This window comes from Bacillus sp. EB106-06-01-XG163, assembly GCF_058791615.1.
The window spans coordinates 216,035-239,133 of the sequence record NZ_JBYTDS010000003.1; the positions used below are offsets into that span (position 1 = coordinate 216,035).

Genomic DNA, 23,099 nt, shown 5'->3' on the forward strand with positions numbered 1-23,099 from the left:
ATGATGAATCAAACATTTAACAGACACCGCCGTTTGCGCGCGAACGCTGCGATGAGAGATTTAGTAAAAGAAACACGTCTTCACCCCTCAGATTTTATTTACCCGTTATTTGTCGTTGAAGGACTCGAAGGAAAAAAAGAAGTTCCTTCCATGCCGGGGGTTTATCATGTATCACTCGATTTGTTAAAGGATGAAATGGCTGAGCTGATATCGCTCGGCATTAAGTCGGTCATCGTTTTCGGCGTGCCGGAAGAAAAAGACGCCTGCGGAACCCAGGCTTTTCATGATCACGGCATTGTGCAGAAAGGGATTGCTGAAATTAAAAAGCATTATCCTGAAATGATCGTAATCGCTGATACGTGTCTCTGTGAATACACGGATCACGGCCATTGCGGCGTCGTGAAAGACGGAGAAATCCTCAATGACGAGTCGCTTGAACTGCTGGCTCAGACAGCCGTCAGCCAGGCCAAAGCCGGCGCTGACATCATCGCTCCTTCAAATATGATGGACGGTTTTGTCACAGTGATCAGGGAAGCGCTCGACAAAGAAGGATTCACGAATATTCCGATCATGTCTTATGCCGTGAAATATTCAAGTGAATTTTACGGTCCGTTCCGCGACGCGGCTGACAGCACGCCGCAGTTCGGAGACCGAAAAACATATCAGATGGATCCGGCCAACCGCTTGGAAGCGCTCCGTGAGGCTGAATCAGACGCGGCAGAAGGCGCTGACTTTTTAATCGTCAAACCGTCTATGTCATACTTAGATATTATGCGTGATGTGAAAAACCGCCATCACCTGCCGCTGGTCGCATATAATGTGAGCGGGGAGTATTCCATGGTGAAAGCGGCAGCCCAAAACGGCTGGATTAAAGAAAAAGAAATGGTGCTGGAAATTTTAACGGGCATGAAACGTGCAGGAGCCGATCTGATTATGACGTATCATGCAAAAGACGCAGCAAAATGGCTTGCTGAGTAACGATTTCATTTGACGGGAGCTGAGGCAGATGAGAAGCTATGAAAAATCAAAAGCCGCTTTTAAAGAAGCGCAGAAACTGATGCCGGGCGGAGTGAACAGCCCGGTGCGCGCGTTTAAATCAGTCGATATGGATCCGATTTTTATGCAGCGCGGAAAAGGATCGAAAATATTTGATATTGACGGCAATGAATATATCGACTACGTCCTGAGCTGGGGGCCGCTCATTTTGGGCCACACGAACGACCGGGTCGTTGAAAGCCTGAAAAAAGTAGCCGAGAACGGGACAAGTTTCGGAGCATCTACTGAAGTGGAAAACGAACTGGCCAAATTGGTCATTGACCGTGTGCCGTCTGTTGAAATCGTGCGGATGGTCAGCTCCGGCACAGAGGCGACAATGAGCGCCCTGCGTCTGGCAAGAGGATATACCGGCCGCAACAAAATTTTGAAATTCGAAGGCTGTTACCACGGCCATGGTGATTCACTGCTGATCAAAGCGGGATCCGGAGTGGCGACACTCGGCCTTCCGGACAGCCCGGGCGTGCCGGAAGGAATAGCAATGAATACGATCACCGTTCCATACAACGATTTGGAAAGCGTTGCACTCGCATTCCGGGAATACGGTGAAGATATTGCCGGGGTCATTGTTGAACCGGTAGCAGGCAATATGGGCGTTGTTCCGCCGCAGGAAGGCTTTTTACAAGGGCTGCGCGACATGACGGAACAGTATGGCGCGCTGCTCATTTTTGATGAGGTCATGACCGGTTTTCGCGTGGATTATAACTGTGCGCAAGGGTATTTCGGCGTGACGCCTGACTTAACGTGTCTCGGCAAAGTCATAGGCGGCGGTCTTCCTGTCGGTGCGTATGGCGGAAAAGCTGACATTATGGAACGAATCGCGCCGAGCGGTCCGATCTATCAGGCTGGAACATTGTCAGGAAATCCGCTTGCCATGACAGCGGGACTTGAGACGTTACAGCAGCTCACACCTGAATCTTACCAAGAATTTGTGAAAAAAGGCGATATGCTTGAAGAAGGCATTTCAAAAGCAGCTGAAGCACATGGCATTCCGCACACGTTTAACCGGGCGGGTTCAATGATCGGCTTCTTTTTCACAAATGAGCCTGTCATTAACTATGAAGCAGCCAAATCTTCTGATTTAAAGCTGTTCGCCAAATATTATAAAGGGATGGCCGACGCAGGCGTATTTCTGCCTCCGTCTCAATTTGAAGGATTGTTTCTCTCCACTGCGCATACAATGGAGGATATTGAAAATACCATTCAAGCCGCTGAGAAAGTGTTCCAGGCGATCAGCCGCTGATACAGAAAAGCCGATGCAAGCAAGACTTGTATCGGCTTTTTTCAATGCCTCCATTATCATATTTTCCCGGATTGCGGCATACACCTTTAGTGACATCTAATTGTATGGATTAGATGAAAGGAGGATATGAACTTGCCGCATAATCACCGATTGCAATTTTCTGTTGAAGAATCAATCTGTTTCCAAAAAGGACAGGAAGTTTCTGAATTACTTTCGATTTCGTTAGACCCTGACATCAGGGTGCAGGAAGTAAATGATTATGTCTCAATTAAAGGATCATTAGAACTTACTGGCGAGTACAACATAGATCACAGCAGTCATTTTGAAGAGCTTGATAGGGAGCTGAGGCATGTAGAGGAAGTGAGGGCGAGGGAGGATGGCACGGCCGAGCTCATTCATTGTTTCCCGGTGGACATTACGATTCCGAAAAATAAAGTGAGCCACCTCAATGATGTTTTCGTATTTATCGATGCCTTTGATTATCAGCTGACGGATTCAAGGATCTTAACCATTCAGGCTGATTTGGCAATTGAAGGGCTGCTTGAGGAATCCGAGCCAAAAGAGCCGGAGATCCCTCTGTACGTGGCGCCTGAATTTGCCAGAGAAGAAATGATCAATCTTGCCGGACATCATTCGGAGGACGAAAACGAACCAGAATTAATGATACGCCATGAGCCTGAAATACCTTTGACTGTATCAAAAGAAGCAGCACAAGAAACCGAGAAGAACGAGGAAGAAACCCAGCCTTTACTCAGGCAGGAGGAAGAAGAGCAGGAAGCAGCCCCGATTCTGAGAGAGCAGGAAGAAGAAGAGCAGGAAGCAGCCCCGATTCTGAGGGAACGGGAAGAAGAAGAGCAGGAAGCAGCCCCGATTTTGAGGGAGCACAAAGAAGAAGAGGAAGAAACTGCCCCGATTCTGAGGGAGCAGGAAGAAGAAGAGAAAGAAACTGCCCCGATTTTGAGGGAGCAGGAAGAAGAAGAGCAGGAGACTGCCCTGATTCTGAGGGAGCAGGAAGAAGAAGAGCAGGAAGCAGCCCCGATTTTGAGGGAGCGGGAAGAAGAAGAGCAGGAAGCAGCCCCGATTTTGAGGGAGCGGGAAGAAGAAGAGCGGGAGACTGCCCCGATTCTGAGGGAGCAGGAAGAGGTGCCGAAACCTGTTTCCTTTACTGAGCCTCCTCCTCCCGTTTCTTTCCAACACGAAGAAGAGCCGGAAGAAGCTGAGGAGCCTGCAATCATGTCGGCTGTGAGGAATGAACCTGTATTTGAGGATGATTCAGCAGAAGTCCAGGAAGAGCCAAAAGATGATATCGAAAAGGTTTTCCCTGCGTTCACTCTGACTCCGCATGCAGAAAAACCAAAAATTGCGGAACAGCCCTTCCTTCAAAAAGAAGAGCAGCCAGAGGCCGAGCCGCTTCTCCGTCAGAGCGATCATGAGGCGGCAGAAGACGAAGATGAGCCTGCGGTTTTTCAAGAAGAGCAGGCGCCCGTTTATCGCGAGTTCGTTCCGGAACGGCAGGAAGAGGAGTTTTACAGCGCTCCTAAGCTGCTTGAAGAAGAGGCTCATGATGAAGAAGGGTTTGAAATTGAGGTAAGGAAGATGGCGCCGCCGGAGGAGGAAACCGGGAAGCCTCTCGATTTGTCTTTTCAGTTTTCCAAACTGCCGCCTGAGGAGCCGGCGCAAGCTGAACCGCCTGAGCCGCTTAAGTCTGAAAGAAAGAATGAAGAAGCTGCACCGGGAACCGAGCAGAAGGAAAATGACAACTCACATTACTTGACAAAATTATTTACAAGGGAAGAAGAAAAGTTTTCAAGAATGAAAATTTGTATCGTACAGCAGCAAGATACTATCGACCGGGTGTGTGAACGATATGACATAACATCCCAGCAGCTCATCAGAACGAATGCTTTATCGTTTGATGACGAGCTTGAAGAAGGTCAGCTTCTGTATATACCTGAATATAATAACAGCCATGCGTAAGCACAAAGAGGCCGTAAAAATGTGGTGAATGGAATGGAAGCAGTCCAATCAGTGCTTCAGGAATACGGGCTGTCGGCTGAGTATATTGAGCCTGTCAGCCCGCATGTTTGGAAGGTCTACTCAAACTACGGCATTTTTGCTTTGAAACAGCTCAAGCCGGCCCGCAGCAGTGAATTTACGGATCTTATGATTGAGATTGAGGAGAAAGGCTACCGATCATTTGTGCCGATCTGCCGCACGTATGCCGGCGATTTTTTTGCGGGAAGACAGACGGAGAATTCTTATTATTTAATGCCTTGGCTTCAGTACGATCAGGAAGAGGAATGGGATCAAAAACATGTTTACCTTTTTAAAGAGGTCGCGAAGCTCCACTCCGCGACTGTGCGGGACATCCAAATCCGGACTGAAGATATCAGCGGCTTTTATGAAGCAACGAAAAGAGATTGGGAAAATGATAAGCTTGTCTATGAACAATTCGCCGACCGGGCGGAAAAAGAGTGGTATCTTTCACCTTTTGAACTGCAGGCTGTTACGTATCTTACAGAAACGGTTTCTGCCGTCAATTTTGCTCTCGAACGTCTGGAAGAATGGTTTGACGCGGCAAAGGATCATGACAAGACGAGAGCGGTGATCAACCACGGCAGCTTATCGAGCCGCCACTTTCTGTATAATGATGCGGGATCGGGCTTTTTCACGAATTTCGAGAAAGCTGCGCTGGGCCCTCCGCAAAACGACCTGCTCGGCTTTTACTCCAGAATGTTCAGAAGCTATCCGAAAGCATGCCCGGAATGTCTGGACTGGTTTTATACGTATCACAAATCATTCCCGCTCCGTGAAGCGGAAATCAGTCTGTTTCTCAGCTATATGGCTTATCCGTCCGCCATGTACAAAGTGCTGAAACGGTATCAGACCGGCCAAAGGGGCTCTGAAAAAGAAGAGTGCACGCAATTATTAAGAGCGTTTTGGCAGATGAAAAATGTTGAGCCTTTTCTCATGAAGGTTCATCAGATTGAGCGGGAGAAAAAAATAAAAGCGGAAAACGAGTCCTCTTCATAACGGGACTCGTTTTTTTATATCCATTCCAAATGCAGGGCGCACGCTAAAAACAGCAGGATGGCAAGCAGCAGGACATCAAAAGTCGTCGGAAAGAAAATCGTCCTGATCCCCTGAAAGATCGTAATCGGGATAATGACTTGCACGGATACAAGGCGGACCTGTCTGGCCCACTGGGGGAGCGAATAAGAATTGAATTTTTTTCTCACGGGCAATTCCTCCTCACATTCGCCTTTCTATGTATCGTATGTAAGGGAAAGGGCGGGGTGCATGCCCATTTATGTATGACGGCAGCGGTTTTTGGAAAAGATGATTGACGAATCAAAAACACTTTTACTATAATAAAGAACATAATAAATAAGATCATGAGCTGATATAAATACACCTGCTTTGAACGGGAAGAGTACAAGAAAGACGCATGAAGAGAGAGAAGCTACTGTGCTGAAAGGCTTCTTATGCCGTCTCATTGGAAGGTCGCCCGGGAGCATAATTTCTTGAACATACAGTAGAGAAATTCGGGCCGCACCCGTTATCCGTTTAAGTGCATGAACAAATCTGTTCATGAAAAAAGGTGGTACCGCGAAAGAGCTTTTCGTCCTTTATCAGGATGAAGGCTCTTTTTTAGTTGCTCAGCCATTTCTAAACATGCTGGAGGGTTATCATGGATACAAACGAACAAACAATGCCGACAAAATATGATCCGTCTGCGATTGAAAAAGGCCGCTATGATTTTTGGCTGAAAGGAAAATATTTTGAAGCGGGCGGCGATCAAACGAAACAGCCGTATTCTGTCGTCATTCCGCCGCCGAACGTGACGGGCAGGCTGCACCTCGGACATGCGTGGGATACGACGCTGCAAGATATCGTTACGCGTATGAAACGCATGCAGGGCTATGACGTGCTCTGGCTTCCGGGCATGGACCACGCCGGCATCGCCACTCAGGCAAAAGTCGAAGCGAAACTCCGCGAACAGGGCACAAGCCGTTATGATCTCGGCCGTGAAAAGTTTTTAGAAGAAACGTGGAAGTGGAAGGAAGAGTATGCTGATTTCATCCGCAGCCAATGGGCCAAGATGGGACTCGGACTCGATTATTCACGTGAACGTTTCACTCTTGATGAAGGGCTGAACAAAGCCGTGCGGGAAGTATTCGTCAAGTTGTACGAGAAAGGCTTGATTTACAGAGGCGAATATATCATCAACTGGGACCCTGCCACAAAAACGGCTTTATCCGATATTGAAGTGATTTACAAAGACGTACAGGGCGCGTTTTATCATTTGCGCTACCCGTTAGCAGACGGTTCAGGCTCAATTGAAATCGCGACCACCCGTCCGGAAACGATGCTTGGCGACACGGCTGTCGCGGTTCATCCTGAAGATGAGCGCTACAAGCACTTAATCGGCAAAACGGTGATTCTGCCGATTACAAACCGCGAAATTCCGATCGTCGGCGATGATTATGTTGATATGGAATTCGGATCAGGCGCCGTTAAAATCACGCCTGCCCATGACCCGAATGACTTTGAACTCGGAAACCGCCACAATTTAGAGCGGATTCTCGTCATGAATGAAGACGGAACAATGAATGAAAAAGCGCTGCAATATAACGGCATGGACCGGTTTGAATGCCGCAAAAAACTCGTCAAAGATCTTCAGGAATCCGGTGTTCTCTTTAAAATCGAAGACCATATGCATTCTGTCGGACATAGTGAGAGAAGCGGCGCCGTTGTTGAGCCGTACCTGTCCACACAATGGTTTGTCAAAATGCAGCCGCTGGCCGATGCTGCGGTTGACCTTCAGTCAAAAGAAGAGAAAGTTCACTTCGTTCCAGACCGTTTCGAGAAAACGTACCTGCATTGGATGGAAAATATCCGTGATTGGTGTATTTCCCGTCAGCTGTGGTGGGGCCACCGCATCCCGGCTTGGTATCATAAAGAAACAAAAGAAGTGTACGTCGGCCTTGAGGCGCCTGAGGACAGTGAAAATTGGGAACAGGATTCAGACGTGCTTGATACATGGTTCAGCTCCGCGCTTTGGCCGTTTTCTACAATGGGCTGGCCTGATGAAAACGCTGAAGACTTTAAGCGGTATTACTCAACCGATGTTCTTGTAACGGGATATGACATCATTTTCTTCTGGGTATCCCGGATGATTTTCCAAGGTCTTGAGTTTACCGGCGAGCGTCCGTTCAAAGACGTGCTGATTCACGGCTTAATCCGTGACGAGCAGGGCAGAAAAATGAGTAAATCCCTTGGGAACGGCGTGGACCCGATGGATGTCATCGACAAGTACGGAGCGGATTCCCTGCGCTATTTCCTGGCAACCGGAAGTTCACCGGGACAGGATCTCCGTTTCAGCTATGAAAAAGTGGAATCCACATGGAATTTCGCAAATAAAATTTGGAACGCCTCCCGTTTTGCATTAATGAACATGGACGGCATGACGTATGACGAGCTTGATCTGTCCGGTGAAAAATCAGTTGCTGATAAGTGGATCCTCACAAGACTGAATGAAACGATAGAAGACGTAACACAGCTTGCGGATCGTTATGAATTCGGCGAAGTCGGACGCCACCTGTACAACTTTATCTGGGACGATGTGTGCGACTGGTATATCGAAATGGCGAAGCTTCCGCTGTACGGGGAAGATGAAGCGGCGAAGAAAACAACCCGTTCTGTTCTGGCATACGTGCTTGACCAGACGATGCGTCTTCTTCACCCGTTTATGCCATTCTTAACGGAAGAAATCTGGCAGCACCTTCCTCATGAAGGCGAGTCAATCACGATCAGCTCTTGGCCGGTTCCGGTGCCGGAACATACGGATAAAGAGGCAGCGGCGGATATGAAACTGCTCGTTGAATTAATCCGTTCTGTCCGCAATATCCGGAGCGAAGTCAACACGCCGATGAGCAAGCAGGTTGAGCTTTACATTAAAACAGCTACCGAAGACATTGCCGGCCGCCTTGAGAAGAACCGTTCTTACGTTGAGCGCTTTACGAATCCGAGCACGCTGAAAATCGGGACGGATATCACTGCGGCAGACAAAGCGATGACAGCGGTCGTCACCGGAGCGGAAGTCATTCTGCCGCTTGAAGGGCTGATTAACATTGATGAGGAGATCGCCCGTCTGCAAAAAGAATTCGACAAGCTGACAAAAGAGGTCGAACGCGTTCAGAAAAAACTCGGCAACGAAGGATTCATTAAAAAAGCTCCTGAGCATGTCATTGAAGAAGAACGCGGAAAAGAGAAAGACTACACTGCAAAACGCGAAGCTGTCCGGCAGCGGATTGCAGAGCTGAAAGGCTGATAAAACAGCGGGGCGGTTTCCTAAGAAACCGCCTTGTCGTATAAAAGAGGGGATTTCATTGTTTAATACGTACAAAGAAGCGATCAGCTGGATTCACGGCAGACTCAAGTTCGGCGTTAAGCCGGGCCTTCTCCGTATGGAAAAGCTGATGGAAAAACTGGAACACCCGGAAAAGAACATTCGCGCCATTCATGTGGCGGGCACAAACGGCAAAGGATCGACCGTCGCTTTTATCCGTTCCGTGCTTCAAGAAGCCGGTTATAAAGTCGGCACGTTCACATCGCCTTACATCATTACGTTTAATGAGCGTATCAGCGTCAACGGCACGCCGATTTCTGATGAGGAATGGAGAACGCTCGTTAATGACATAAAACCGATAGTCGATGAGCTTGATAAGACCGATGCCGGAACGGTGACAGAATTTGAAATCATTACAGCGTGTGCATTTTTATATTTTGCGAAGCGGGCTGATATCGATTTTGTCATTTTTGAAGCGGGGCTCGGCGGCACATTTGATTCAACCAATATTGTGAATCCGCTCCTGTCGGTCATTACAAGTATCGGACATGACCATATGGCGATTTTAGGCAATACCATCGAGGAGATCGCCGGGCAGAAAGCCGGTATCATTAAAAATTCCATTCCGGTCATTACGGGCGTCAATCAGCCGGAAGCACTCGGCGTTATTGAAGCGGAAGCCGAAAAAAAGCAGGCTCCGTATCAGTCACTATATAAAACGTGCAGACTGTTTAATGAAGCGGCGCTTCCGTCCGGTGAAAGCTTTTCGCTGGAAACGGAAACGAAATGCTATGAAAACATTCAAACGTCGCTGATCGGCATTCACCAAAGACAGAATGCGGCATTGGCGATATTGGCCGCTGAATGGCTGAATCGCCTGGAAGCCGCAGCCATTTCTGAAGAAGCGATGCGAAACGGCCTGAAAAAAGCATCGTGGCCGGGCCGGTTTGAACGTCTTCAAAGCCGCCCTTTAGTGTTTGCGGACGGCGCGCATAACGAAGAGGGCGTTGAAACGCTGACAGAAACGATCCGGCAGCGCTTTGCCGGTAAAAACGTCCATGTCGTATTCAGCGCATTAAAAGACAAACCGTATCAGGAAATGATTAAAAAGCTTGAAACCGAAGCGGATTCCATTCACTTTGTATCATTTGACTTTCCGCGTGCTTCAAGCGCCGAAGCCCTTTATAACGCAAGCAGTCTAGCGGATAAGAGCTTCGATGAGAACCCGGACAGTGTGAAAGAATGGATAGAACAAAAAGACGGGGCGGATGATGTCATCATCATTACCGGCTCCTTATATTTTATTTCAGAAATGAGAAAGCGGCTTATCTGACAGCCCCTCGGATGCCCGGCGGACCATTTTACGGTTTTGCCGGGTGTTTTTATGCTGAAAATATATTTTCAGCCATTTCAGTCATGGTGTTTTTCTTTGCTATAATCTGAGCCAGATTGATAGTAAAGGTGTGGTCTGAGTGCTTTTAATTCTGTTTTTTCTCGGCTTGATTTTCGGTTCTTTTTTTTATACAGCAGCGTGCCGTATCCCGCTTCGAATTTCGGTTATTTCGCCGCGTTCAGCCTGTTCGTTTTGCCGCTTGCCGCTCTCTTGGGGGGAGCTTGTGCCCGTCGTTTCCTATATTCTGCAAAGAGGCAGATGCAGAAACTGCCGTGCAAAGCTATCGGTTATGTATCCGGCGGCGGAATGCTGGACGGCGTGTTTATTCACGGCTGCAGGCATTCATTTCGGTTTCTCAAAAGAACTGTTAGTCGCGCTGTTATTTCTGTCTCTGCTCATGATTGTTACCGTGACGGATCTGCAATATATGCTGATTCCTGACAAGGTTCTGCTGTTTTTTCTTCCGCTTTTCATCGCCGGCCGTATGTTTTCTCCGTTGGGTTCATGGTATGCAGGGTTTGCCGGAGCCGTTTGCGGATTTTTTCTGCTTGTTTTTATCATGTTTGTCAGTAAAGGAGGCATCGGCGCAGGTGATGTGAAACTGTTTGGGGTGATCGGCCTGACGCTCGGCGTGAAGCTCGTGCTCATTGCATTCTTTCTTTCCGTTATGATCGGAGCCGTATACGGTATGTGTGCCGCAGCCCGGGGCAGGCTTGGTAAAAAGCAGCCATTTCCGTTTGCGCCGGCCATCTCAGCCGGGAGCGCTTTGAGTTATTTATACGGTGAAGAGCTGTTTTCGTTTTACATCAAGCTCGCTTCAGGCGGGGCTTGAAAAATTTGGCGAACGTTTTTTGGACAAGACGACAAAAGTCTTGTTCTTTTTTTTTTCGCCTATGCTAAAGTGTGAACCATGATCAGTTCAAGGTACGGCCAAGACGAATGCAAGGGGGAAGAGACGTTGAAAAAAAGGAAGAGCAAAAAGCATAGCAAAGCCAAAAACAATGCCCTTAAAGTAACCATTAACGGACAAGAAGAAACGATGTATGGACAAGAAGATGTGAAAGAAGGCGGGGAGAAAACCGTCACATTTTTAAATTGGGAAGAAACAAAAAAGGCGGAGCAGGAGACCGCCGCATCCCATGAAGATCCGAAAGAAGAAGATTTCAATTGGGATCATGAGAAGAATTCTGAGGTATTTGAAGATGACCCGAAAGTCGTTCCGCCATACCAGAAGAAAAAAAACGGCCCTCATTTTCCGAAAAAAAAGCAGCCGTCTTCTCCAGTTAAAAAAGCGGTCACGACAATTGCCGTTGCGGCTGTTTTAGGCACCGGGCTCGGCCTTGTCGCCTTAAATATGTCGGGAAGTAAAGAAGCCTCCGCTCCCGCATCAGCTGACAAAGGTTTACAAGGGCAGACGGCGAAAGCGGGAGATGTTTCTAAAGACAAATCTGAAACAGCCGGCACAGGAGATGCGGAATCTTCAGAGGGAAACTATAAAACATATGCGGTGCAGGCCGGAAAATTTTCATCAGAAAAAGGAGCGCAAACGCTTGTTGACCAGCTGACTGAAAAAGGATACTCGGCCGTCTCTCTGGCTAAAGAAGACGGATACACATACGTGATCGCCGGGCTTGCAGCGGAAAAAAGCCTATCACAGCAATTGGGTCAGACACTGATAGACCATGATTTTGAGGCTTGGGGCGGAAAAGAGCTCAGCTTTGCGGTCGATTCAGGACTGGAAGACTCTTTTAAACAAGCATCTGAGCTCTCCGCCAAAGCGATTACCGGCAAAGATCTTTCAAAAACGGAAGTGGCTGAAGCGGCAAAAGCGGCAGACGGTGCAGACGCCGCTGACAAAAAGCAGAAAGAGGCCGTGCTTCAAGCGCTGAAAGAACTGGAAACGCCGGGTTCGGAATCCGGCTGGAAAGCCCAAAAAGAGCTTTTAAGTGTTGTAAAATAGTATCTCATTTCCCGTCATCCGGCGGGATTTTTTATTTTGTCATCAAAAAGTTATTTTTCTGAAATTGTGGTTGCCCGTTTGATTTGGTAGGATAGACAAGTATCTTTTTTTCTTAAGCAAACCCTGAAAGGATGACAATCATGACAAAACGCTTAATACTCGCATCACAATCTCCGCGAAGAAAAGAACTCCTTACTCTTCTTCAGATTCCTTACAGCATTATTGCAAGCCGCACAGAAGAAAAATTAAATCGAAACCTTTCGCCGGAAGAAAACGTCCAATGTTTGGCCGAGCAAAAAGCCGGAGCTGTATTGGCCGAAAATCCCGATGCAGTCGTTATCGGGGCTGACACGATGGTGTGCATAGACGGCGAATGCCTCGGCAAACCGCATGACAGAGAAGAAGCGGCACACATGCTGCGGAGGCTTTCCGGCCGAAGCCATCAAGTTATTACGGCGGTCAGCATTCAGACGCATGACCGGAAAGAAACGTTCTGTGACACGACGGAAGTGACGTTTTGGCCGCTCAGTGAAGACGACATACAGCTCTACATTGAAACAAAAGAACCGATGGATAAAGCAGGTGCATACGGCATCCAAGGAAAAGGCGCGCTTTTAGTGAAAAAAATAGACGGTGATTTTTATTCTGTCGTCGGGCTTCCTGTCGCTAAAACAATGAGAGCCTTGAAAGAATTTAATATAAAAGCTTGATGTTCAAACCGGGAAGGGGAACAAGGAGGGGTTGATCATCCGTGATCTGCCGTTAAAATTAAGAGATTTCCCCGAAAAAGAAAAACCGAGAGAGCGGCTTCTGCACTTCGGAGCCGAACATCTCTCTAACAATGAATTGCTCGCCATCCTGCTGCGGACGGGAACGAAACATGAGTCCGTCATGAACCTCGCTCACCGGCTGCTGCGGACGTTTGACGGGCTGCGACTGTTAAAAGGCGCCTCTGCCCAGGAGCTTTCCAGCATTCCGGGAATCGGCACGGTGAAAGCCGTTCAGATTCTTGCCGCAATTGAGCTGGGGAGCCGCATTCATAAGACATCCGCCGGGGAGCATTGCGTCATCCGCTCTCCGGAAGACGGGGCGAAGTATGTGATGGAGGATATGCGCTTTTTATCCCAGGAGCATTTTGTCTGTTTATATTTAAATACCAAAAATCAAGTCATTCATAAACGCACCGTTTTTATCGGAAGTCTGAATTCATCTATTGTCCACCCGCGGGAGGTGTTTAAAGAAGCTTTCAAACGATCCGCCGCGTCCTTCATTTGTGTTCACAATCATCCTTCAGGAGATCCTACACCGAGCAGGGAAGATATAGAGGTAACCAGGCGGCTTTTTGAGTGCGGAAATTTAATCGGCATCGAGCTGCTGGATCATTTGGTCATTGGTGACAAAAAATTTGTGAGTTTAAAGGAAAAAGGATATTTGTAACACTTTTTTTTTCGTTGATTTAAGATATAATAGATTTTATGAGTTTTTCCCTTTAGGGTATTTTTGCTTTAAGAAAGGAAGATACATACATATGTTCGGAATTGGTACAAGAGACCTTGGTATAGATTTGGGAACCGCGAATACGCTTGTGTTTGTTAAAGGAAAAGGAATCGTAGTGAGAGAGCCGTCTGTCGTTGCTCTGCAAACGGATACGAAGTCCATCGTTGCGGTCGGTAACGATGCGAAAAACATGATCGGAAGAACTCCGGGCAACGTGGTCGCGCTCCGTCCGATGAAAGACGGCGTTATCGCTGACTATGAAACAACTGCGACAATGATGAAATACTACATTAATCAGGCTGTGAAAAATAAAGGATTGTTTGCGAGAAAGCCTTACGTTATGGTGTGTGTGCCGTCAGGTATTACGGCCGTTGAAGAACGGGCGGTCATCGACGCGACAAGACAAGCGGGCGCACGTGACGCTTATCCGATTGAAGAACCGTTTGCAGCAGCAATCGGCGCGAATCTTCCGGTATGGGAGCCGACGGGCAGCATGGTCGTTGATATCGGCGGCGGAACAACTGAAGTGGCGATCATTTCTTTAGGCGGCATTGTCACGTCTCAGTCAATCCGCGTAGCCGGTGACGAAATGGACGACTCAATCATCAGCTATATCAGAAAAACATATAATCTGATGATCGGTGACCGTACGGCGGAAGCTATTAAAATGGAAATCGGTTCAGCAGAAACCGGTGAAGAAAATGCGTCAATGGAAATCCGCGGCCGCGATCTTCTGACAGGTCTGCCGAAAACGATCGAAATCACGGGAACGGAAATTGCAAATGCACTGCGTGATACAGTTCTCTCAATCGTTGACGCGGTGAAGAGCACGCTTGAAAAAACACCGCCTGAGCTGGCCGCTGATATTATGGACAGAGGTATTGTATTAACAGGGGGAGGCGCCCTGCTCCGCAATCTCGACAAAGTCATCAGCGACGAAACGAAAATGCCTGTTCTTATCGCTGAAGATCCGCTGGATTGTGTTGCGATCGGCACTGGAAAAGCACTGGAGCACATCCATCTTTTCAAAGGGAAAACAAGATAATCAGGAGTTAAATAGAAGAGGTGTATCACGATGCCGAACAAACGGTTAATGCTATTACTTCTGTGTATTATCATATTGGTGGCTATGATTGGATTCTCGCTGAAGAACGGCCGTAATACCACCTGGCCTGAAAAGCTGATCGGTGATACGACGGGAGTATTTCAAAACATTTTTCACACGCCTGCCGAATATTTTGCAGGGTTCTTCGGGGACATAAAAGACCTGAAAAACACGTACAAGGAAAACGAACGCTTAAGACAAAAGCTGGACGGACAGACACAATATGAAGCGAAGCTCCAAGAACTCAAAGATGAAAACAAGAAGCTGCGTGATGAACTCGGGCATGTCAAATCAATTTCCGACTATGATCCGATTTTAGCGACCGTTATCGCCAGAAACCCTGATCAATGGTACAAGCAGATCATGATCAATAAGGGAACGAAGCAGAAAGTGGCCAAAGACATGGCTGTCACGAACGAAAAGGGTGCGCTGGTCGGAAAGATCAAAAGCAGCGGACTCAACAGTTTCACATCCGCCGTTCAACTGCTGAGCGATGTTGACCGCAATAACAGAGTGGCCACCAAAATCTCCGGCAAAAAGGGCAGCAAAGGCTACGGTTTAATTGAAGGGTATGATAAAAAGAAACAGACTCTGAAAATGACCATCCTTGAGCCGGATGAAAAACGTGAAGTGAAAAAAGGCGACCTCGTGGAGACATCCGGAACGGGCGGCGTATTTCCTCAAGGGCTGACGGTCGGGGAAGTGACCGATGTAGAATCAGATGCTTACGGCCTGACGAAAATCGCTTACGTGAAACCGGCTGCCGACTTGTACGATCTTGACCATGTCATCGTCGTGAACCGAAGCGTAGCAACAGGGGAGGAAGGATCGTGAAACGTTTCCTTCTCCCTTTGATTATGATTTTGGTCTTTTGTGCGGAAAGCATCTATACGGATCTGGTGCGTTTTCCTTTCGTTTCCGTCGAGCAGCAGGTCGTTCCGCATTTTCTTTTGCTTGCGCTGATTTTTATGTCCGCTTATATCAACCAAAAGCATGCGGTGATCTACGGTTTGATTTTCGGATTTCTTTATGACATCAATTATACGGGTGTTTTAGGCGTTTATATGTTTGGTTTTGCCGGTTTATGCTATCTGGCGGCCAAAGCGTTTAAAGTGCTGCAGACAAACGCCCTGATGGTCATTCTGGTCGCGGTGCTGAGCGTATGTGTGCTTGAATTTTACGTCTACGGCATTCAGACGTTAATCCGCAGCGGCACAATGACATTTAACGATTTTGTCATTCAGAGGTTCTTGCCGACCGCTTTGCTGAATATTGCGGGAGCCGTTATATTAGTCCTGCCCTTCAGGCTGTTTTATATAAGTCTGAAGAAAGAATTAAGAGATGAGTAAAAAGGATTTTATCTTTTTTTGACGAAAAGAGTATGTTGTTGAGGTGAACATTGATGAAGACCAAAAAGCAGCAATATGTAACAATAAAAGGAACAAAAAACGGCTTAACATTGCATCTGGATGATGCGTGTTCTTTTGATGAGCTTCTCGATGGTCTTCAAAACATGCTGTCGATTGAACAATATACTGATGGCAAAGGCCAAAAAATCAGTGTTCATATTAAACTCGGGCATCGGTATCTGTATCAGGAACAGGCAGAGCAGCTGACTGATCTGATCGCGTCAAAGAAAGATTTAGTCGTGCATTCAATTGACAGTGAAGTCATCGCCAAAGAAGAAGCGCAGCGGATGAAAGAGGAGCAGGAAATTGTTTCTGTTTCCAAAATCGTCCGTTCGGGCCAGGTGCTTCACGTGACGGGAGATTTGCTTTTAATCGGAGATGTGAATCCCGGCGGTACGATCAGAGCCGGAGGAAATATATTTGTTCTCGGTTCATTAAAAGGGATTGCCCACGCGGGTTATAACGGAAATAACCGGGCTGTGATCGCCGCATCAGAAATGATGCCGACACAATTGAGGATCAATCACGTGTTAAATCGCTCCCCAGACCACATTCAAAAAGGGAACGACATGGAATGTGCTTATTTAGATACTGACGGAAATATGGTCATTGAACGCCTTCAGCAATTGGCTCATTTAAGACCTGATCTAACAAGGCTTGAGGGAGGAATGTGAAATTGGGTGAGGCTATCGTAATAACTTCGGGAAAAGGCGGAGTAGGTAAAACAACAACATCTGCAAACCTCGGTACCGCCTTAGCCATTTTAGGGAAGCGCGTCTGTTTGGTAGACACAGATATCGGACTGCGCAACCTTGATGTCGTAATGGGTCTTGAAAACAGAATTATTTACGACTTAGTAGATGTAATTGAAGGCAGATGCAAGACGCATCAGGCGCTTGTCAAAGACAAACGTTTTGATGATCTGCTGCATTTAATGCCGGCTGCCCAGACAAGCGACAAGACGGCTGTTGTCCCTGAGCAGATCAAATCGCTTGTGCAGGAGCTTAAGCAGGAATTTGATTATGTCATTATTGATTGTCCGGCCGGAATTGAACAAGGCTATAAAAATGCCGTCTCCGGAGCTGATAAGGCGATTGTTGTGACGACGCCGGAAATATCAGCGGTGCGGGACGCTGACCGCATTATCGGACTTTTGGAGCAGGAAGATATCGAACCGCCGCGCCTTATCGTGAACCGCATCAGAAATCATCTGGTGAAAAACGGTGACACGATGGATGTGGATGAAGTTGTTCATCATCTGTCTATTGATCTCCTCGGAATCGTTGCTGACGATGATGAAGTGATCAGGGCTTCAAATATCGGCGAACCGATTGCCATGAATTCCAAAAACCGCGCCAGCATTGCGTACCGCAATATCGCCCGGCGCATTTTAGGAGAATCCGTTCCTTTGCAGGTGCTTGAAGAGCAGCAAAAAGGGATGATGGCGAAAATCAAGTCATTTTTCGGCGTGCGTTCATAATATATACCAGAATACAAAGATCTGATGAAGCCCAGCTTATCAGGTCTTTTTTGTTTTTCAAGAGCGCATATTTGCAATGGACAAGACATAGGATGTACAAACCCAACGATTGCAAAGGATGATGGCGATGAGTCACAGAGCTGATGAAATTAGAAAAAGACTGGCCAAAAGAAGAAAACAGCGGCCTGAATCAAAACGGACTTTCGTTCAAAACGCCCAAACGCAGAATTTTCCCGCGTGGCAGACGGTCAAGGAGCAGGAAAAGCACAAGCTTCTACCGGACTACGAATATCAAACGGAACACCCGCCCGAATTTAACGGACGGCATCCATTGATCAGTGCTCATTCTATTATTTTAAAATGCCTGCTGGCCGCCTGTCTCGTACTGATCTCCGCTATTGCCTATAAAACTGACAAACAGCCGCTGAGTCAGATCAAACCGGCGATCGCACAAACCTTTCAAAAAGAATTTCAGTTTGCTGCCGTAAGCAATTGGTTCGTATCTTCCTTCGGAAACCCGCTCGCTTTTCTTACGCCGGGAACGAAAAAGAAGGACGGTCAGGTGGCGGTCAGTCAGGATATGGCCGTTCCTGCCGCGGGGAAAATCCAGCAGGACTTTCAAAATAACGGAGAAGGCGTCGTCGTCGAAACCGCCAGCGAAGCCATTGACAGCGTAAAAGAAGGCTACATTATGGAAGTGAGCAAAGATAAAAAAACAGGACTGACGGTGAAGGTGCAGCACGCCGACAATACCAGCAGCATTTACGGCCGGCTAAAAGATGTTAATGTTTCATTGTACGACTTTGTCGATAAAGGGAAAAAGATCGGTTCGATCAAGCTCAACGATAAAAGTAAAGGCCAGTACTATTTCGCGATCCAGGATGGCGATAAATTCATAGATCCGATCCAGGTGATCACATTTGATGAATAAATGGCTCATCCTCCTTTTTAAAATTCATGTCCATCCTTTTCTTTGGATTATCATGGGGCTTGGTCTTATGACGGGGCACATCAAAGCGCTGCTGTGTCTTTTGCTGGTCGTATCCGTTCATGAGCTGGGGCATGCTGCTCTGGCTGTGTTTTTTTCGTGGCGCATTAAACGCATCTTTCTGCTCCCTTTCGGCGGGACGGTTGAGGTGGAGGAGCACGGAAACCGGCCGCTTAAAGAGGAATTCGCGGTCATTCTGGCGGGCCCGCTTCAGCATGTGTGGCTTCAGGCGGCAGCCTGGCTCTTTTTCATGTCAGGCTTTGCAAGTGAGCAGACATTTGAGATGTTTACCTTTTATAATCTCTCCATTCTTTTCATCAATCTTTTGCCGATCTGGCCGCTTGACGGCGGAAAGTTCGTGTTTTTATACTTCTCTAAACAAATGGCTTTTCAAAAAGCGCATCTCCTCAGCCTGCAGACATCGGCTGTTTCCGCGCTTTTGCTCTGCTGCTGGATTGTGCTGGCCGTCCCCCTTCAGGTCAGCGCATGGGTGCTGTTCGTCTTTCTCGCCGCTTCTTTATGGGATGAATACCGGAAGCGGCATTATATTCAGCTGAGGTTTCTTTTGGAGAGATACTACGGCAAAAACCGCGATGTCGCCATGCTGCATCCTTTGACGGTCGCGGCCGATGCCAAAGTAAAGCATGTCATGGCCGAATTCAAACGGGGATGCAAGCACCCCATTATCGTTGAAAAAGCCGGCGAAAAGCTCAGCCAGCTCGATGAAAATGAAGTGCTTCATGCGTATTTTGCCGATAAACGGACAGATTCCTCTATGGAAGACCTGCTGCTGCCTTACTAGAAATAGATTGACATATCCTTTTGGTTCTGATATATTTTTTAATGTTATGGATGTAGCACCAATGCTACAACCGCTCGGGACAGGTGATAAGAGCTTTAAAGCCCCCTGTTGCTGGCGAGTCTTAGTCTAATAGGAGGTGCAGAGAATGTACGCAATCATTAAAACAGGCGGAAAACAAATCAAAGTTGAAGAAGGTCAAACTGTTTACATCGAAAAACTTGCTGCTGAAGCAGGTGAAACAGTGACGTTTGAAGACGTATTGTTTGTTGGCGGAGACAGCGTGAAAGTCGGCAACCCAACAGTTGCAGGCGCGACAGTTACAGCTAAAGTTGAAAAACAAGGCCGTGCGAAAAAAATCACTGTTTTCCGTTACAAGCCAAAGAAAAATGTTCATAAAAAACAAGGTCATCGTCAGCCTTATACTAAATTGACAATCGAAAAAATCAACGCGTAAGCATGATTGAGGCAACAATTCGAAGATCCCGGAATGACGGGGGCATATTGTCCTTTGAAATGACGGGACATGCCGATTTTGCTGAACATGGACGAGATCTCGTATGCGCCGGGGTCACGGCTGTCGTTTTCGGAGCGGTCAATGCGGTTATCGCGCTGGCTCCTCTCGAACCGATTCTTGATATAGGCGAGGACGGGGGTTATTTCTACTTTGAATTCCCTGAAGCCGCTGATCAGGAAGCTTTGCAAAAAGCGCAGCTGCTGATTGAAGGCATGATTGTTTCTCTTGAAACGATCGAGCGGGATTACAGTGAACACTTACGGTTGACTGCAAACCAAATATAGGAGGTGAGTTACATGCTTAGATTAGATCTTCAGTTTTTCGCTTCTAAAAAAGGTGTAGGTTCTACAAAGAACGGACGTGACTCTGAATCTAAACGTTTAGGCGCTAAACGTGCAGACGGTCAATTCGTAACAGGCGGATCTATCCTTTACCGTCAACGCGGAACGAAAATCTACCCAGGTGAAAACGTGGGCCGCGGAGGAGATGACACTCTTTTTGCTAAAATCGACGGAACTGTTAAATTCGAACGTTTCGGCCGTGACCGCAAAAAAGTGAGCGTATATCCTGTAGCTCAATAATGACACAAAAAACTCCGGTCGTTGACTGGAGTTTTTTTTGCAGTAAGCGGAGTAACATCAAGAATGAAAAGCAGAGGATGCGTGAGTGAACCCCGCCTTGAATGAGGACATCAGCTTCCCATACCCACTGGATATGTTCCCCAAGCAGTGATACCAAAAATGTTTCTGCCTGGCATCCGCATTGTATGCGATCCGAAAAAGGAACATGATGAACCAGGAAAAACAAGTGTTTTTTTAACAAAGCCTTCTCTGTTATAATTCATAGTACACACTTATCAAGACTCCTAAAAAGAAATTAAACGATTGGGAGTGCGAAAATGAAGGATGTATCGAAGAAACAAGAAGAACCTGTAAGCGATGCGGCTCTGATCAATGAGCTGATCCAATTAATGGGCCATTTCCGTCATGATTGGATGAATAAGCTGCAGCTGATAAAAGGAAACTTAAGTTTGCAGAAGTATGACAGGGTCGTTGAAATTATTGACGAAATGGTCATAGATGCAAAGCACGAATCAAAGCTCTCAAACCTGAAAACCCCGCACTTGGCGTTTGACTTTCTGACATTTAATTGGAAGTCCCGTTATATGAGGCTCGAATACGAAGTGCTCGGAGAAATTAAAGATTTATCGGCATATGATCAAAAGCTGTCGAACCTGATGAGAAAACTGTTTCATCTGTTCGGTCTGGCGGTAAACAATGAAAGTGAAAATCATCTGACCGTATCGCTGCAGACGGATCACCCTGACAGACAGCTTATTGTATATCTCGATTTTCATGGAACGATTGCAAATGCAGATGTGTTTGATGAATTTCGCAAATCCCGGCATGAGGACTTTGATGTCATGCAATTTGAGCTGACCGGCCATGAATGTGTGGCCGAAATTGGAATGAACTAGCGGTTTTTTACGGTTTAGAACGGAGGATATTATGTTTGTAGATCAGGTGAAAGTATATGTAAAAGGCGGCGACGGCGGTAACGGAATGGTTGCGTTCCGCCGTGAAAAATATGTGCCGAAAGGCGGGCCTGCCGGCGGTGACGGAGGTAATGGAGGCGACGTCGTTTTTGAGGTTGATGAAGGACTGCGCACGCTCATGGACTTCCGGTACCAGCGGCATTTCAAAGCGATACGCGGCGAGCACGGCATGTCTAAAAACCAGCACGGCAGAAATGCGGACGATATGGTTGTTAAAGTTCCGCCCGGCACAGTCGTAACGGATGACGATACAAAACAGGTCATTGCCGATCTGACTGAGCACGGGCAGCGTGCCGTCATCGCAAAAGGCGGACGCGGCGGACGCGGAAATACCCGCTTTGCGACACCGGCCAACCCGGCACCGCAGCTGTCAGAGCACGGAGAGCCCGGAAAAGAGCGCTATATCGTGCTTGAACTGAAAGTGCTTGCAGACGTAGGTCTCGTCGGCTTCCCGAGCGTCGGAAAATCTACGCTTCTGTCTGTCGTTTCATCGGCAAAGCCGAAAATCGCCGATTATCATTTTACAACGCTTGTTCCGAATCTGGGCATGGTGGAAACGGATGACGGAAGAAGCTTCGTCATGGCGGATCTGCCCGGCCTGATTGAAGGAGCGCACGAAGGAGTCGGCTTAGGCCACCAATTTCTCCGCCATATCGAACGGACGCGCGTCATCGTTCACGTCATTGACATGTCAGCGATGGAAGGCCGTGATCCGTATGAGGATTATGTCACCATTAATCAGGAGCTCAGTGAATATAATCTGCGGCTGACGGAGCGTCCGCAAATTATCGTTGCGAATAAAATGGACATGCCCGAAGCGGCTGAAAATCTTAAAGCGTTTAAAGAAAAGCTTCAGGATGATCACCCTGTCTTTCCGATCAGCGCTGTGACGAGAGAAGGGCTCCGCGATCTTCTGTTTGAAGTCGCCAACCAGCTGGAAACAACGCCTGAATTCCCGCTGTATGATGAAGAAGAACTGGCGGAAAACCGCGTAATGTACACGATGGAAGATGAAGAAATTCCATTTAACATTACCCGTGATCCGGACGGCGCGTTTGTGCTTTCAGGTGACAGTCTGGAACGCCTCTTTAAAATGACTGACTTCTCCCGTGACGAATCCGTCAAGCGTTTTGCAAGACAGATGCGCGGTATGGGCGTTGATGAAGCGCTCAGAGAACGCGGTGCTAAAGACGGCGATATCATCCGGCTTCTGGAATTTGAATTTGAATTTATTGATTAAAAAAACGGAGAGCTTGCGTTGCAGGCTCTCTGATGTAAAAGGGAGGGGTGCAGGTGAAAGAAGAGACATTTTATTTAGTGCGTGAAGACGTTCTGCCTGATGCGATGCGGAAAACCCTTGAAGTCAAAAAGCTGCTCGACAGAAAAAAGGCTGAATCGGTTGCAGATGCCGTGCAGAAAGTTGATTTAAGCAGAAGCGCTTTTTACAAATACCGAGATGCGGTTTTTCCTTTTTACACGATGGTTAAAGAACAAATAATCACACTTTTCTTTCATTTGGAGGATCGGTCAGGCGCGTTATCCCAGCTTTTGCAGGCGGTGGCTGACTCAGGAAGCAACGTGCTTTCCATTCACCAGACGATTCCGCTTCAGGGCAGGGCGAATGTCACGCTCTCAATCAGTACGTCCGCAATGGAAGAAAACATTCATACGTTAATGAATAAACTGAGAAAATTTGATTTTATAGAAAAAGTTGAGATCTTAGGGTCAGGCGCGTAAGGAGAGAAGAG

Annotated in this window: 24 protein-coding genes and 2 other annotated features; of the genes, 23 read left to right on the plus strand and 1 reads right to left on the minus strand. The window is 47.4% G+C overall.

The window, feature by feature from the left end; translation table 11 throughout:
* Positions 1–3: 3 nt before the first annotated feature.
* The 4 genes from hemB (at position 4) to ysxE (ending at position 5,329) form a co-directional block, all read left to right on the plus strand.
* Positions 4–978, plus strand: a complete 975-nt coding sequence (gene hemB, locus AC3WTF_RS05055; protein WP_150941338.1) for a porphobilinogen synthase — start codon at positions 4–6, stop codon at positions 976–978.
* A gap of 28 nt (positions 979–1,006) precedes the next feature.
* Positions 1,007–2,296: a glutamate-1-semialdehyde 2,1-aminomutase gene (gene hemL, locus AC3WTF_RS05060; protein WP_053103945.1), complete on the plus strand. Its 1,290-nt coding sequence runs from the start codon at positions 1,007–1,009 to the stop codon at positions 2,294–2,296.
* A gap of 132 nt (positions 2,297–2,428) precedes the next feature.
* The gene (locus AC3WTF_RS05065) at positions 2,429–4,273 is read left to right on the plus strand and encodes a LysM peptidoglycan-binding domain-containing protein (protein WP_326244747.1); all 1,845 of its coding nucleotides are present in this window, start codon (positions 2,429–2,431) and stop codon (positions 4,271–4,273) included.
* Between the two features lie 33 nt (positions 4,274–4,306).
* A complete protein-coding gene (gene ysxE, locus AC3WTF_RS05070; RefSeq protein ID WP_053104031.1) occupies positions 4,307–5,329 on the plus strand; it encodes a spore coat protein YsxE in 1,023 nt (340 codons plus the stop codon).
* Positions 5,330–5,343: 14 nt separating this feature from the next.
* Here ysxE and AC3WTF_RS05075 read toward each other — a convergent pair whose 3' ends face one another.
* A complete protein-coding gene (locus AC3WTF_RS05075; RefSeq protein ID WP_003152639.1) occupies positions 5,344–5,535 on the minus strand; it encodes a YszA family small membrane protein in 192 nt (63 codons plus the stop codon).
* A 172-nt stretch (positions 5,536–5,707) separates the two neighbouring features.
* Positions 5,708–5,929 (plus strand) — a binding site (T-box leader).
* A 58-nt stretch (positions 5,930–5,987) separates the two neighbouring features.
* On the opposite strand from AC3WTF_RS05075, the gene AC3WTF_RS05080 reads away from it, so the two are divergent.
* The 19 genes from AC3WTF_RS05080 (at position 5,988) to thrR (ending at position 23,088) form a co-directional block, all read left to right on the plus strand.
* Positions 5,988–8,630: a valine--tRNA ligase gene (locus AC3WTF_RS05080; protein WP_044801613.1), complete on the plus strand. Its 2,643-nt coding sequence runs from the start codon at positions 5,988–5,990 to the stop codon at positions 8,628–8,630.
* 58 nt (positions 8,631–8,688) lie between these two features.
* On the plus strand, positions 8,689–9,981 hold the full coding sequence (locus tag AC3WTF_RS05085; RefSeq protein WP_046702259.1) for a bifunctional folylpolyglutamate synthase/dihydrofolate synthase: 1,293 nt from the start codon (positions 8,689–8,691) through the stop codon (positions 9,979–9,981).
* Between the two features lie 139 nt (positions 9,982–10,120).
* On the plus strand, positions 10,121–10,873 hold the full coding sequence (locus tag AC3WTF_RS05090) for a prepilin peptidase (protein ID WP_020956151.1): 753 nt from the start codon (positions 10,121–10,123) through the stop codon (positions 10,871–10,873).
* A gap of 126 nt (positions 10,874–10,999) precedes the next feature.
* A complete protein-coding gene (locus AC3WTF_RS05095) occupies positions 11,000–12,001 on the plus strand; it encodes an SPOR domain-containing protein (RefSeq protein WP_129003631.1) in 1,002 nt (333 codons plus the stop codon).
* Positions 12,002–12,141: 140 nt separating this feature from the next.
* Entirely contained in the window at positions 12,142–12,711 is a 570-nt protein-coding gene (locus tag AC3WTF_RS05100) for a Maf family protein (RefSeq protein ID WP_007408164.1), read from the plus strand.
* Positions 12,712–12,742: 31 nt separating this feature from the next.
* Positions 12,743–13,438 (plus strand): RadC family protein, encoded by a 696-nt coding sequence (radC, locus tag AC3WTF_RS05105; protein ID WP_007408165.1) that lies wholly within the window; start codon positions 12,743–12,745, stop codon positions 13,436–13,438.
* Between the two features lie 91 nt (positions 13,439–13,529).
* A complete protein-coding gene (gene mreB, locus AC3WTF_RS05110) occupies positions 13,530–14,543 on the plus strand; it encodes a cell shape-determining protein MreB (protein ID WP_003152647.1) in 1,014 nt (337 codons plus the stop codon).
* Between the two features lie 30 nt (positions 14,544–14,573).
* Complete coding sequence (gene mreC / locus AC3WTF_RS05115) at positions 14,574–15,437, plus strand: rod shape-determining protein MreC (protein WP_007408166.1); 864 nt, start codon at positions 14,574–14,576, stop codon at positions 15,435–15,437.
* Entirely contained in the window at positions 15,434–15,952 is a 519-nt protein-coding gene (gene mreD / locus AC3WTF_RS05120) for a rod shape-determining protein MreD (RefSeq protein ID WP_007408167.1), read from the plus strand. The genes mreC and mreD overlap by 4 nt, the downstream gene beginning before the upstream one ends.
* Before the next feature lie 53 nt (positions 15,953–16,005).
* Positions 16,006–16,686 carry a septum site-determining protein MinC gene (gene minC / locus AC3WTF_RS05125; RefSeq protein ID WP_003152653.1) on the plus strand — a complete coding sequence of 227 codons (681 nt, stop codon included), beginning with the start codon at positions 16,006–16,008 and terminating at the stop codon, positions 16,684–16,686.
* Positions 16,687–16,688: 2 nt separating this feature from the next.
* Entirely contained in the window at positions 16,689–17,492 is an 804-nt protein-coding gene (minD, locus tag AC3WTF_RS05130; protein ID WP_003152655.1) for a septum site-determining protein MinD, read from the plus strand.
* Between the two features lie 127 nt (positions 17,493–17,619).
* On the plus strand, positions 17,620–18,423 hold the full coding sequence (locus AC3WTF_RS05135) for a M23 family metallopeptidase (RefSeq protein ID WP_007408168.1): 804 nt from the start codon (positions 17,620–17,622) through the stop codon (positions 18,421–18,423).
* Positions 18,416–19,282, plus strand: coding sequence for a M50 family metallopeptidase (locus tag AC3WTF_RS05140; protein WP_007408169.1), 867 nt, complete (start codon positions 18,416–18,418; stop codon positions 19,280–19,282). The genes AC3WTF_RS05135 and AC3WTF_RS05140 overlap by 8 nt, the downstream gene beginning before the upstream one ends.
* 58 nt (positions 19,283–19,340) lie before the next feature.
* Positions 19,341–19,414 (plus strand) — a sequence feature (ribosomal protein L21 leader region).
* A 13-nt stretch (positions 19,415–19,427) separates the two neighbouring features.
* A complete protein-coding gene (rplU, locus tag AC3WTF_RS05145; protein WP_003152660.1) occupies positions 19,428–19,736 on the plus strand; it encodes a 50S ribosomal protein L21 in 309 nt (102 codons plus the stop codon).
* A 2-nt stretch (positions 19,737–19,738) separates the two neighbouring features.
* Positions 19,739–20,080, plus strand: a complete 342-nt coding sequence (locus tag AC3WTF_RS05150; protein ID WP_012118103.1) for a ribosomal-processing cysteine protease Prp — start codon at positions 19,739–19,741, stop codon at positions 20,078–20,080.
* Between the two features lie 12 nt (positions 20,081–20,092).
* Positions 20,093–20,377 carry a 50S ribosomal protein L27 gene (rpmA, locus tag AC3WTF_RS05155; RefSeq protein ID WP_003152662.1) on the plus strand — a complete coding sequence of 95 codons (285 nt, stop codon included), beginning with the start codon at positions 20,093–20,095 and terminating at the stop codon, positions 20,375–20,377.
* A gap of 317 nt (positions 20,378–20,694) precedes the next feature.
* Positions 20,695–21,273, plus strand: coding sequence for a sporulation initiation phosphotransferase Sop0B (spo0B, locus tag AC3WTF_RS05160; protein ID WP_007408171.1), 579 nt, complete (start codon positions 20,695–20,697; stop codon positions 21,271–21,273).
* A 31-nt stretch (positions 21,274–21,304) separates the two neighbouring features.
* Positions 21,305–22,591 (plus strand): GTPase ObgE, encoded by a 1,287-nt coding sequence (gene obgE / locus AC3WTF_RS05165; RefSeq protein ID WP_007408172.1) that lies wholly within the window; start codon positions 21,305–21,307, stop codon positions 22,589–22,591.
* A 53-nt stretch (positions 22,592–22,644) separates the two neighbouring features.
* On the plus strand, positions 22,645–23,088 hold the full coding sequence (thrR, locus tag AC3WTF_RS05170) for a transcriptional regulator ThrR (protein WP_007408173.1): 444 nt from the start codon (positions 22,645–22,647) through the stop codon (positions 23,086–23,088).
* Positions 23,089–23,099: the final 11 nt, after the last annotated feature.

Coding starts and splice junctions, on each gene's coding strand:
- rpmA (WP_003152662.1), top strand. CDS start 20,093: ATGCTTAGATTAGATCTTCAGTTTTTCGCTTCTAAAAAAGGTGTAGGT.
- mreB (WP_003152647.1), top strand. CDS start 13,530: ATGTTCGGAATTGGTACAAGAGACCTTGGTATAGATTTGGGAACCGCG.
- AC3WTF_RS05150 (WP_012118103.1), top strand. CDS start 19,739: ATGATTGAGGCAACAATTCGAAGATCCCGGAATGACGGGGGCATATTG.
- mreC (WP_007408166.1), top strand. CDS start 14,574: ATGCCGAACAAACGGTTAATGCTATTACTTCTGTGTATTATCATATTG.
- rplU (WP_003152660.1), top strand. CDS start 19,428: ATGTACGCAATCATTAAAACAGGCGGAAAACAAATCAAAGTTGAAGAA.
- AC3WTF_RS05100 (WP_007408164.1), top strand. CDS start 12,142: ATGACAAAACGCTTAATACTCGCATCACAATCTCCGCGAAGAAAAGAA.
- AC3WTF_RS05080 (WP_044801613.1), top strand. CDS start 5,988: ATGGATACAAACGAACAAACAATGCCGACAAAATATGATCCGTCTGCG.
- minC (WP_003152653.1), top strand. CDS start 16,006: ATGAAGACCAAAAAGCAGCAATATGTAACAATAAAAGGAACAAAAAAC.
- ysxE (WP_053104031.1), top strand. CDS start 4,307: ATGGAAGCAGTCCAATCAGTGCTTCAGGAATACGGGCTGTCGGCTGAG.
- spo0B (WP_007408171.1), top strand. CDS start 20,695: ATGAAGGATGTATCGAAGAAACAAGAAGAACCTGTAAGCGATGCGGCT.
- AC3WTF_RS05135 (WP_007408168.1), top strand. CDS start 17,620: ATGAGTCACAGAGCTGATGAAATTAGAAAAAGACTGGCCAAAAGAAGA.
- AC3WTF_RS05140 (WP_007408169.1), top strand. CDS start 18,416: ATGAATAAATGGCTCATCCTCCTTTTTAAAATTCATGTCCATCCTTTT.
- hemB (WP_150941338.1), top strand. CDS start 4: ATGAATCAAACATTTAACAGACACCGCCGTTTGCGCGCGAACGCTGCG.
- hemL (WP_053103945.1), top strand. CDS start 1,007: ATGAGAAGCTATGAAAAATCAAAAGCCGCTTTTAAAGAAGCGCAGAAA.
- obgE (WP_007408172.1), top strand. CDS start 21,305: ATGTTTGTAGATCAGGTGAAAGTATATGTAAAAGGCGGCGACGGCGGT.